This window comes from Brevibacillus reuszeri (assembly GCF_001187725.1).
Taxonomy (GTDB): Bacteria; Bacillota; Bacilli; order Brevibacillales; family Brevibacillaceae; genus Brevibacillus; species Brevibacillus reuszeri.
On the sequence record NZ_LGIQ01000009.1, the window covers coordinates 336,661 to 348,167 of the forward strand.

14 protein-coding genes and 1 pseudogene are annotated in these 11,507 nt (G+C 44.4%); 3 read left to right on the forward strand and 12 right to left on the reverse strand.

Annotation, left to right across the window (positions count from 1 at the left end; genetic code table 11):
• The first annotated feature begins 299 nt into the window (after positions 1 to 299).
• Entirely contained in the window at positions 300 to 587 is a 288-nt protein-coding gene (locus ADS79_RS16165; protein ID WP_049739455.1) for a DUF4372 domain-containing protein, read from the forward strand.
• Between the two features lie 398 nt (positions 588 to 985).
• Here ADS79_RS16165 and ADS79_RS16170 read toward each other — a convergent pair whose 3' ends face one another.
• The 12 genes from ADS79_RS16170 to ADS79_RS16220 form a co-directional block, all read right to left on the reverse strand.
• Positions 986 to 1,408, reverse strand: a complete 423-nt coding sequence (locus ADS79_RS16170; RefSeq protein ID WP_049739456.1) for a tetratricopeptide repeat protein — start codon at positions 1,406 to 1,408, stop codon at positions 986 to 988.
• 43 nt (positions 1,409 to 1,451) lie between these two features.
• Positions 1,452 to 1,862 carry a hypothetical protein gene (locus tag ADS79_RS35465; RefSeq protein WP_049739457.1) on the reverse strand — a complete coding sequence of 137 codons (411 nt, stop codon included), beginning with the start codon at positions 1,860 to 1,862 and terminating at the stop codon, positions 1,452 to 1,454.
• Between the two features lie 42 nt (positions 1,863 to 1,904).
• Positions 1,905 to 2,702, reverse strand: a complete 798-nt coding sequence (locus tag ADS79_RS16180; RefSeq protein WP_049739458.1) for a hypothetical protein — start codon at positions 2,700 to 2,702, stop codon at positions 1,905 to 1,907.
• A gap of 261 nt (positions 2,703 to 2,963) precedes the next feature.
• Positions 2,964 to 3,551: a hypothetical protein gene (locus ADS79_RS16185; protein ID WP_049739459.1), complete on the reverse strand. Its 588-nt coding sequence runs from the start codon at positions 3,549 to 3,551 to the stop codon at positions 2,964 to 2,966.
• A 2-nt stretch (positions 3,552 to 3,553) separates the two neighbouring features.
• Positions 3,554 to 3,889, reverse strand: a complete 336-nt coding sequence (locus tag ADS79_RS36145) for a hypothetical protein (RefSeq protein ID WP_236700003.1) — start codon at positions 3,887 to 3,889, stop codon at positions 3,554 to 3,556.
• Positions 3,890 to 4,145: 256 nt separating this feature from the next.
• Positions 4,146 to 4,520, reverse strand: coding sequence for a hypothetical protein (locus ADS79_RS35700; RefSeq protein WP_236700004.1), 375 nt, complete (start codon positions 4,518 to 4,520; stop codon positions 4,146 to 4,148).
• A gap of 62 nt (positions 4,521 to 4,582) precedes the next feature.
• Positions 4,583 to 4,750 (reverse strand): hypothetical protein, encoded by a 168-nt coding sequence (locus ADS79_RS35340; protein ID WP_161807299.1) that lies wholly within the window; start codon positions 4,748 to 4,750, stop codon positions 4,583 to 4,585.
• Positions 4,751 to 4,765: 15 nt separating this feature from the next.
• The gene (locus ADS79_RS16200) at positions 4,766 to 5,686 is read right to left on the reverse strand and encodes a hypothetical protein (protein WP_049739460.1); all 921 of its coding nucleotides are present in this window, start codon (positions 5,684 to 5,686) and stop codon (positions 4,766 to 4,768) included.
• Positions 5,687 to 6,332: 646 nt separating this feature from the next.
• Positions 6,333 to 6,659, reverse strand: a complete 327-nt coding sequence (locus ADS79_RS16205; RefSeq protein WP_049739461.1) for a hypothetical protein — start codon at positions 6,657 to 6,659, stop codon at positions 6,333 to 6,335.
• A 12-nt stretch (positions 6,660 to 6,671) separates the two neighbouring features.
• Entirely contained in the window at positions 6,672 to 6,851 is a 180-nt protein-coding gene (locus tag ADS79_RS34450; RefSeq protein WP_141261209.1) for a hypothetical protein, read from the reverse strand.
• A 147-nt stretch (positions 6,852 to 6,998) separates the two neighbouring features.
• Positions 6,999 to 7,955, reverse strand: coding sequence for a formylglycine-generating enzyme family protein (locus ADS79_RS16215; protein WP_049739462.1), 957 nt, complete (start codon positions 7,953 to 7,955; stop codon positions 6,999 to 7,001).
• Between the two features lie 54 nt (positions 7,956 to 8,009).
• Complete coding sequence (locus tag ADS79_RS16220) at positions 8,010 to 8,348, reverse strand: DUF4253 domain-containing protein (protein WP_049739463.1); 339 nt, start codon at positions 8,346 to 8,348, stop codon at positions 8,010 to 8,012.
• A 389-nt stretch (positions 8,349 to 8,737) separates the two neighbouring features.
• Between ADS79_RS16220 and ADS79_RS16225 the strand changes: the two genes are divergently transcribed.
• Both ADS79_RS16225 and ADS79_RS16230 read left to right on the forward strand, forming a co-directional pair.
• Positions 8,738 to 9,667: an acetamidase/formamidase family protein gene (locus tag ADS79_RS16225; protein WP_049739464.1), complete on the forward strand. Its 930-nt coding sequence runs from the start codon at positions 8,738 to 8,740 to the stop codon at positions 9,665 to 9,667.
• 150 nt (positions 9,668 to 9,817) lie between these two features.
• A pseudogene (locus ADS79_RS16230) lies at positions 9,818 to 11,083 on the forward strand (IS110 family RNA-guided transposase).
• Positions 11,084 to 11,507: the final 424 nt, after the last annotated feature.

The following is an 11,507-nucleotide window of genomic DNA, read 5'->3' on the forward strand; positions in this document are numbered from 1 at the left end:
TATAACAATTAAACATAAACATGTTTAATGAAAAATGTTGACATCCTATTAGCTGGTTTAGCTTAACGAGGCTGCCGGATAAACTCCAGCAGCCTCTGATGTATTTGCTAAGCTATCGACCCCGTTAGCGAAATTTGACTGATTGCTTTAAATTTATTTAACTAGAGCGTATTACTATCGTTACATTAATCTAATTTGATAATCCCGACTTTTACCGTGTGTGTCTGGAGGACAAAAAAATCCTTTACACTGGTAAGGTCAGGTAGTTCCTGTCCAAATCCAATGCAAAGGATAAAGCCATGGACAAGAATACCCTATTTTCTTCATTTGGTAAATGGGTTGCACCCATCAATATTGTGACATTTCAGCAACGTATCGACGAAACCGACCAAGACAAGTACGTGAAAAAGCTGACGACCAAAGCGTATCTCCTTTTGTTTTTACATGCACAACTTCAACAACGTGAAGGACTCCGAGCCATTGCAGATGATGTTTTATCAAAGGAAATTCAGCGTGAATTAGGACTTTCATCGATCAGCCCCGCACAATGCTTACCCCTTCACCTACGCTGCCGAACAGTTCTTTAATTAAGTGTTCTTTCTCTTCCATATTCTTGAGTGCCGAATTATTGAAGGCCATCACAAGCTTTTGTGCGCGTAGGCTTTTCTCCCGTAGTTCATCGGTTCTGCAATGTGGCCCTCATCACCTCCGTGATTGCTACACTGCTTGCTCTATTTATTTTTGGATATATCAAAGGCAGCTTCACGGGGTCTAGACCCTTTACAAGCGCATTTTCAGAGAACACTGGTTGGCGGACTGGCAGCTGGAGTCGCGTTTCTCATTGCAAAGGTAGTATCGTGAAAAACGCAGAGCCCGCCCCATGTGACGAGATCTGCGTTTGTTTACGATTCCAGACCGCTTTTGTTGCATTGATTTGCCGATACGTGCAGCTTGATACCTTATTCAACTCTATCCAGCTGGAATTTCAAATCTCTATTTTTGTCTCTAAAAACGCAAGATACTTAGGATCGTCCTCCATAAATATCCCAATGCCTGCACCCATATAAGCCCGCGTTAACTCGTCTGACGCCTTTTCAAGGTTATTCTGTTCGTAATACAATTGCCCCAGCCGAAGATGAATATAGGGATTACCGAGCCCCTTCGGACACTGAACAGCATTATAAAAGCACTTGAATGCCTTATCATATTTCTTCAAACGAAAATGGATATCCCCAATCGCCACGTATATCCACGTAGCCGCTTCCCATTCTTGATGGTTTTCCGGCAACAAGCGAAGCGCAGCAACGTACTTTTGTTTCCCAGCTTCAAAATCGCCTGCTTTTACCAAATCATCGCCTTGTTTGCACAAAGCTGTCATTTCGGAATAGGTGGAATCAGAAAGTCGCACCGCCATTTCTCCTGTCCTATTATTTATCTTTCGCGAATGTTTGTTAACGAATGATCGTTTGCTGCGTTTCATCAAAAACGATAGCGTCAGGTATTTCCAATAAATATTCGATCGCCCAAATGATATGATTCGTGAAATCGCGGTTCGCATCAGGTGCAAAAACGAAGCGAATTCGCTCGGAGCAGTCTGTGAGCTCAGGCGGACAATCCTTGACGACACTTGTAACATAATTTGCATCTGCGACTACATTGCGTCCCGTTTCAAAATGTGCCGTAAAACTCCAACCCGACCAACGAAAAATCAAGTATTTTTCCTTCGTGAATGGATTCGTCGATGATCCAATTACAAGTCCGTTCTTGGTTTCAAAGGCAAAATAAGTACTTAGTTCAGAGGCAAGACGCTCAATGGAGTAAGAAGTTGACGACTTTGCCAGGTAGGCATGTATAGCGAACATTCAATCATCCTTTTCCTTAGTAATTAGAGCGTATGCAGGAATCTAAGGCAATTTTCTAGCAGGCTTTGCTGCTGAGGGTGATTTCCAAGCTAGCAGGATCCCGGCTTCTCCGCATGATTTGTTGACACCTTCGAGTTCATCTTTTCCAACCTCCCATAGCCACAAATCATTGCAGATTTTCCTTAGTGAGCCGCGACCTCGCTCATTTACAATCCACTCGCCAAGCGATATGCCCACGATTTTTATACGAAGATGTTGTTCGTTTATCATATTGCAAGGGTAGACCATTCTTAACAGATCCCCCCTGTAGCGACCTTCACCTTTGAATCTCCCGGGAGTTTCTTTATTAAAACGACTCGAATCTTCGTATGGAAATAATTTGATCAGATTTTCACCCTGCGCATAATAAAATGCTTCTGACACCGTATTTGCATCGTACACGATACCATACGGATAGCGATTGTTCTTCGATACTTCTTCCACAACACCGACGAGCTTTCCATAGATGTCGTCAATAGGCGTAGCACAATGAGCATCCATGTGGTGAAAGCTGCCGAACTCATCGGTCATGTACCCGAAGGATGCAAACCATGGAGAATGGCCAATTCGTTCACTAAATAATCGAAATGCTGTAACTTCTTTTGAGATAATTTTGCTCTTGAGATCTGCGAGCGGTATTTCTATCAAATCAATATCGAATCCATTTTCGCCATGTGTGTATGTATAATACCCAGCAATTGTGACTCTTTCACCGATTGCATCAAAAAAAGACTCTCCTGCAAGGCAAGCCTCAAGTGGAGTAATTTCATCTGTGTCATACAAAGCCAGACCTGTGCACATATATCTCACCCCAATCCTATCATTCAATTCTGAAATTCTAGAGCAAGTTTTATTTCTGTTCAATCTAACGATCCAGTCACATTCTCGTACATATGAGGCATCCGATACAGTAAAGACCAATATCCCCGATTCATTCATATCGGAGAAAAAGCCTTCCGTTTTCATCGGTTTATGCACTGCGATAACAAATCGCATCGTCGGGGTCGTCAGCTTTCGATTTATTTAAGTGATTGATTGAGTTTACCGACACCTTCTCACGGCCTACTCAACGATAGTAAGACCGGGAATTCTTTGCAAGAGCGCGCGTATTTCGCTCAAAGGCAGCCCGCTTTCTTTAGCCAGCACACCGGCATCACCTAATGCAGCGACACATTCCCGATCCGAATCCGTATAAATATCCAAAGTCAGACGGATCTTCTTCGGCCATTGTTGTGAGAGCACATAATCCCGGGCTTCCGCCGGATGAAACAAGCAGAAGCATGGCCATTTGGGAAGTAGAATCCCCTTCATGTCACAATTCAAAAAACGGCAATCGTGCATCTGCGCAGATGAAAAATCGCACTCTGACACGGATGATCTGTCGATGTCTTCCCAGTCGCCAAAATCACAGCCAATATACTTGCCCATAAACCTGACGCGTAAGAAATGTACACCCTGAAAATGAAAGTCCCTTAGGGCTTTCTTTTGATCAAAAACTCCTCCATGCATCCTCACTCCGGGAAAAGCCATACCCCGCCGATCAGCCTCCGAAATCACGTTGCAGTCATGCAGTTCCAGTTTCGGACCCAAAATACTTACCTGATCCCTTTTAAGCTCGATCGTTTGACTAGATAGCACTTGAGATTTCATATTCACCTCTTTATCTTCCTTTCGCGCAAAAATCTTGCTCCGCTATTATTGGGATTCCAAGAAGAAAAGTCAGCCACATAGATTTCATTACATAGTAAACCTAGCGGCATATGCTCCACAGCATCAGCAATTTCGTCATAAGGCGGAGGAATTACAAAAGAAAATCCAAAATCATCATCAATGATCAGCGATCCATTAAAAATACGCTGTCTGGATGTCAGCCCGATGATATCCCTCATGGATTGCCCGGCATACAAGCACTCCTTATAGCGCCCCGTATACCTCTGATTGCCACCAATAGAGACGATCAGGCCACTAGAATCCACTACAATTGTCAAAGTGCCATCCAATGTATACGCTGATCTTACCTCGCATCCGGAACGAAATATTCTCTAAGCTCAACGCTGTGCCGCGAATATAATTCATCGATATACTCAGATATATTTCTCCCCAAAACAACATTACCCAACGAATCCCCCGATATGACTTCCGCTTGAAAATCAATCACACATGGCCCTCCGTTCATTCTGCCCCAGGTCGCCTTCTACCGGAATCCTTCAAATTTACCAATTTAATGGAGGGCGTGTGCATCACTCATACTGATAAATCAATATCGCCAGCATATTCTATTGAATACCAATTAACAGAAATCAGAAACGAAAGACTCTCATCGGAGATGAAATACTCCATACCATGGCTATTTTCCATCAGTGAGGTAATATTTTTTGCATCATCAACAACCACAACATCGCACTTATTTATATAGTTTTGCTCAAAAAATATGAAAGCAGGGACGCTCTCCATGGATAGGGAGAAAGAAAATTCGTAATCGTCTGTGGACAAGCTATTTGCATCCTCACCAATAGAAAGGTGCCCCTCCGTCTTCCAAGGCTTATATTTTTCGAGTACCTCAAGAATATATTTGCAGCCCTGCTCCTTCGGGAGTATGGCTGCTTTTATGGACATCATCCCCGCAACGCACATTAACTCTTTCGCGTGACTAAACTTATGCGTATGTATAGCTTATCACCTCAGATATGATTTTTGCCGCCGCTTGCCCAGACCTGCATTTCCAATTCTCGCTTTATGCCCATTTCCAATTCTCGCTTTATGCCCATTTCCATTTTCGTTCTTACATGCATGTACTTTTCCATCAACGGATGATCGTATCCCAAGTAAGTGCTGATTCTGCCTGTCACCGCATCATCCTCATGCTAGTTACTCCACTGAAACAACTCCTGGTAGAGGTCGATGATAGACTCTTGATTGAGCGGTGAAAACCTTATCGGGTGCGGAACATCATCCAGCTTCAATTCCATCAGGTCGTGCAAAACATGAAGCCAGTGTTCCAAGGTCCGTTCATCCGGGATGTGCTCTGTATCTTTCCGAACTACAGGTGTCTGAGCTTTCAGATCCGAGATGAGTTCACTGAACGTTAGCCCGACCATTTGCATGGACATATAACCCCACCAATGGCTCCCCGTACCGTTACTGTACATTTCCCAAAACGGGTCCATTACTATAGATTTGATCTGTTTTTTCTGCGTACTGCCAAACATGGAAATGCCAAGGATTAACCCCGCATTACAATCCGTCGATGCCCGTTCTCCCCACGCAAGCAGCCTGGGAACGATTTGTTCATCTGCAAATGTAAAGCTCAGAGCAGGTAAAAATCCAGGGAAAAGCGGCTGCCCGTATACCTTTTCCAACTCGCTCTCTAACCTCTCCCTATACGATTCGCAAGGAAGGTGCAACAATCCGAGGCATGCATCTTTGCACAGATGCCAATCGTTTACTTCGGTGCAATCCACCATATAGTTGATGTATTTCTCATACCCTAGATACCCCATCACATGAAGAACCTCGCTAGGCATCCCTTCCTTTAGCCGTCCCTGCTCAAAACAAAGATGATCGATTTCCTCCGCCAGTGCCATGTCTCCGCATCGCATAACAGGATCAAGCAACAGCGTCCGCCTGTAGTCACAGGGATGCTCTGCAAACACTCGAAATAAAGCCGCTGCATCCTCACGGTCCCCATACTTCGATGTTAAACGGCAATAGGATGCAAGAATGCCAGCATCTATCTTTTGACCAGATCTCAATAGTTGTATAAGCTTTTCTGTGTTTTGAATCATCGCTACACTCCTGTTTACATGATGACCTACCAGAATCTGCGCTCTTCCAGCGGTACTTCCCTAACGATTTCGTCCAGCCTTCGTTAGAGAGCGTCTCTGGGAATATACCGCCAAAGTCTCCACGGTAGTCGCTCCACACGTTTCCAATTTCACTCCCTTTTATAACCAGTAAACCCAGCCCACCGCCGCCCTAATTCCATAAGAAACGTCTATTTTATAGGCTTTGGGACGTTGGGACGGTTTCTTCACGTCCATGAGACCTCCCACGGTAAGACGCTTCACTTTCCTTCCATGTACCCGCATCATTTACATTGGCATGTCCATGTAGTTGATTGGACTTCGTTTTGTCATGCAAACTCATCCCATGCCTTATGCTTGATGATGTTCGTGTTCCTCGGGTCGGAATTTTGCCGCCTGCTTCCTTCAGAATCCACCTCGCGATGGACACCCTTGCTCTTGGCTAGTGGGTGGTAACTACAAACCCCCACAGTGGACTTTCACCACCTAGTTAATCGCCATGCGTGGCGCACATGAAAAAAGCCCGATATATTTTAATATCGAGCCTTTAATATTTTTGTTGTTCAAAATCCCTATAATCACGTTACATAACTTGGTGACAAGAAAAATTTAGTAATACTTATACTGCTCAATCCAACCAATCCATAAATGAATTTTTATATGGAGGGTCGTTTATTATATCATTAGAATCCAAATGAACATTTGCTTTTTTAATTTCTACAATATCCTCATTCTCTTTCATAAAATCCCAAAGCGTCATATCATCACTATCTTCATCTACAAACTCTTTTGCTACAGCATAATCAAGAAGTTTTTTTGTTGTCGGGATAATTTCAAAAAGATATTCTGGATATGATTTATCTTTATAAGCAAAATGAACAAGCTTGTTTTTGTAATCAGCAAATCCAAAATAACAATGGTCATACCACTCATAAATTAAATATATTTTATCCATGCTAACACCGTCCTACTTCAATTTTGTCAGCAAATGAGGGTTTTTCTTTTTTATTAAGTCACGAAGGATAGCAATCTCTAGCGCTTGTTCACCGATAATCAATCTATCCTCTAGATTCTGAATTGAAAAGGTAACCTCCAATACATCATCATGTTTTTCTTGATGTAGGATACGGATTTCTTTTTCAGTCAATTTTTGTTTTACCTTAGATATATTATGCATAACTAATATGTAGATCCCTTTATTTTAATTATGTTGTTCTTGACCAAGGTCTTGATATTTTTCAGTCTAGTACTTTATTTTCCTTGGACGCTTTGAAGTTGGGCCTCTATTTTGAACCTACAACCGAATCACTTTTCGGTAACGCGTATAGCTTCCGCCGATATCCGCCTTGTAGTCGTCGAATATGTCATCCGGCGATTGAAAATACGTCGCAACTGGCAAATACCCCAATGCAACACCCATTCCCCCACAAATAAAGCTGCCTCCGTCGGCTCCCTTTAGCATGCATGGCGCGTCTACAACCTCATACTTGTATGGATCGTAAGCAATATGGAGGCCGAACTGGTTGGGCAGTTCCATGTCATAGGGTGTTCCTTTCAGCGCCGCCTCTTCGAAATAACGAAGATGCGTGTCATACGGAATGCTGTCTCCCCACCGCCATAACGTGCGGGTGCCGCCGCCGCATAGATACTCCCACTCATCCTCCGTTGGGAGTGAGTAGCCTTGTTCCTGCAGCGTTTGAATGAGAGCGGCATACGCAATTGGCTTATACTCCTCGACAACGGTGCCTGTGCTTGATCTGCTCAGCCGCAGCTGATTGTTTTTTGTAATGGATTTGTACGGGGAAGCTTCAAACTCCTCGATGTCGCTGCGCCGCGTCACCATTACTTCGCTATCAGGAGCGACCCGGTGCCATCCGATTTCATGCAACTTCCGCTCTACTAACATGGGCGCGACCGTCATGGTCCGTACAGGCGACATCATGCTCGCGAGAAACGACGTGAGATCCGAGATGTCATACTCCTCCATCACCTGATCCATGTCTGCTTGTGTTTCTGCGTCAAGCCCATCTGCAAACGACTCCCATCCCAGTGTGACCGTATCACCTGGCACAAAGACAAACTCGGCTCCATCCAACTCGTAAACGGCCGTTTCGGTCCGCATAGCGAAACGGTCAAACGACTCAAAACGTTGGAGCTTAAGACCTGGACGTCTCGTTGCCAACGATTCCAGCACTTCTTTTCGCTGCTGCTCTGTCAATGCCTCGTATGCTTGCCTATACAAATTCTCCATAATCCTCGTCCTCTCTTTCCGATCTGGATATCCGCTTCACTCCCGCCAAAACACCTATACATCGTGATGGCGTGAATGGGCTGTATATTGTCCGACTGAATCAAACATCTCCAACACATATTGGCAAAATAGGAGATGTTCCTTGGCGAGTTGCAGTGCCGCAGCATCCGTCGCAGGGCGTTTGCTGAAACGAACGACCCACGTATTCTGGGTGACCACGAGCGGGACCATCCCTTGTTCCTCCTGCCATTGCCGGAACAGCTCATCCTGTTCCAATGGATGGGGGCATTCATTGCATCCCATCGGCACGATCAGCGGCGCATATTGCGATTCACCGGCAGGCAGCGTCAGCAGTAGCAGCCCGTCTTCCTCCCGATCCGTGATCCACGACAAATCAATGTCCGGATGCGAAGTTCCAATTATTGTAATGTTTCATGACTCCTACGCGCATCGTTCCATTCTCCCAATTTCGCGCCCGCTCTCCCAAATCAACACAAGAAGCCGTATGTTCGTCCTTTCGGAAATGGCGCCATCCCCTAGTCAATAGAAAATATATATTTATGCTTTCGACGGGAACTCGGTGGTTCCTGTACGCTTTCTATTGAAATAATCTGCCCCTTAGCTTAACGAGGCTGCCGGATAAACTCCAGCAGCCTCTGATGTATTTGCTAAGCTATTGATCCCGTTAGTGCAATATTTCGAAAAGTAATCACAACCTCAGTGCATTTACCATAAATACCCTGTTATATAATAATATAGGATACAAATTAGGAGGTGTCTATATGGCAGAGTTTTTTATTCACCCAGATCGTTCAACCCTGCACGGTTCTTTTTCAAAGGAGTTCACTCCAATCGTATCAATCAATTCGGGTGACACCGTTCGCTTTGAGACTATTGACGGCGGGTGGAATACTGGTCCATTTCAATTAGACGGTGTAAGAGAGAAATTCTGTGAAAGAGATCATCCACAAGACAGCGGACATGCCTTGATCGGACCTATCTACATTAATGGAGCAAAAGAAGGAAAAACCTTGGCTATTCGTATAAACGATATTAAGACCGGTAATTGGGGCTGGAGTAGCGGAGGTGGATTCCCGAATATTATTAACAAAAGATTGGGTCTTCACGAGGGACCAGAGTATGTTTTGTTGTGGGAGTTAGATGCTTCTAACAATTTAGGGATTAGTAACAAAGGGCATAAAATACGGCTCAAGCCCTTTATGGGTATTATGGGCATGCCTCCAAATGAAGAAGGGATACACTCCACTTACCCTCCGAGGTTCTGTGGAGGGAATATTGATTGTAAAGAACTTGTACCTGGCAGTATTTTATACTTACCGATAGCGGTAGAAGGTGGCCTTTTTTCAGTTGGTGACGGTCATGCTGTTCAAGGTGATGGAGAGGTATCCAGTCCAGCTCTCGAATGCCCAATGCAGTTAGTCGATTTAACTTTCACAGTACTTGATCAATGTTTATCTTTCCCAAGAGCAGAGACTCCCCTTAAGAGAATTACCTTTGGATTCCATGAAGATGTACATGAAGCAGCCATGATTGCCTTAGAGGGAATGCTTGATTGGATGCAGGAATTGTATAATTTTGAGCGTAAAGAGGCGTTAAATTTGTCAAGCCTTCTTGTTGATTTGCGTATAACACAGCTAGTCAATGGTGTAAACGGGGTACATGCCTTACTATCCAAAGAGGCCATACTATAGAAAATAAGCTAAAGATTCTTATTAAGTAAACTGCCCGTTAGATTCCTGTAAAACGAATAATATGGCGTTTGAACAAAAACGAGCGCCTCGGTAAGATGGGGTTGCACACGAGGTCATAGCCTCAAAAACCCATCAGGAGGTCGCTCTTCTATGAAGTTTAAGGCACAGGACAAGCAAAATCAACTAATTGAAAACATTACTGTTCATCACCTTGTTGTCGGGGTAGACATTGCTCAAGACACTCACGTGGCTCGTGCCGTCAGTTTCCGTGGAATTGCATTAGGTACCCCACTTGCGTTTAATAGCCATCTTGAAGGCTTTGAGCAGTTTGGCCGCTGAATCCAGGATCTATTCAAAACCTATACACTTAACAAAGTCATTGTCGGTATGGAACCTACCGGTCATTACTGGCTGAGCCTGGCCCGCTGGCTTGCTTCTCATGGCATTGAGGTCGTTCTAGTAAATCCCCATCTCGTCAAAAGGAACAAGGAAAATCGGGATAATACCCCATCTAAAAGCGACCGTAAGGATGCGCTTGTCATTGCAGATATGGTCAAAAACGGATATTACTCCCCTGTTCGGTTTCCTTCGGAAACTTATGAGGGACTACGTATTCTAATGGCTAATCGGGAAACAGTTACGAAACGCCTTAACAGCGCTGTTAATCAAATTCATCGCTGGGTCGACATTGTCTTCCCTGAACTGCGTCAGGTCTTTAAAATCCTTACCTGCACCAGTGCTATCGCAACACTCAGACTCTTTCCCTTACCGAAAGAAATCAGTCGATTATCCACTGATCAGGTCCTTGCCGGTTGGAAGCAGTTTGTGAAGCGTCATGCTGGTGTTAAACGAGCAGAGCAACTCATTGCACTAGCAAAATGCAGTGTTGGCACTACCCAGGAGCTCCACGCTTACAAACTTCATCTGGGTCAACTGCTTGAGGAATATGATTTGGCATTGCGTCAACTTGCACAAATAGAGCGTGAGCTCTATCTCATCCTTGAACGTATTCCTTATGCGAAGAAACTACTCGAAATTCGTGGCGTTAATGTAACAAGCTTAGCGGGTGTTCTAGGCGAGGCCGGTGATCTAAGCGGCTTTGCACACGGAAATGCTCTACTACGGCATGCAGGCTTAAACTTAGCTGAGGCAAGTTCTGGGAAATGGCAAGGTAAGATGGTGCTCAGCAAACGCGGCCGCCCACGTCTGCGTCATTTCCTTTATCTCATAACGATGTGCATGGTGATGACAAACCCAGAAATTCGAGCTTTACACCGCTACAATGTTGAAGAAAAGAAACTAAAAAGAATGAAATCCATTATGAAATTATGCGGTAAAGTAGCGCGCATGCTTATCGGTCTTGCAAAAAGCAGCGAAGCTTATGATCCAACCAGAGTATTTCCACAGGCAGCATAAAATCAGCTTATTCTCACCAGTTCATGTATTCGCAGGATGTTAAAGAAACACGGAGTATCGGGAGACGTTACGCAAAAGGGCTCGGACCCGTTCCGTTAGAAAGACCGACCTCCAACCCCTTAGTTTAGATGTGACGAAGGAATGAAAGGGCTTAGACCCGTTGAGACATGGGAGCGAAAATCGCTAGGGCGAGGTGGAGACGTGCACAAATGGAATAATTTGGGTGATTACATCTCACCTCTATTTACGCATGCCCTTCTTATGCTCCCCAAGCCACAAGCGCCTCCATTGAATCTTCTAACACACTTACATAAGGGTGAAATCCTGCGAATTCATGAGCTTGAGTGAGAATACTGAATCACTTGTAACCGTCAAGTAAAATTGAACACCTTTTGCTAATTAATTTTGAACACTTTCGTGTTCA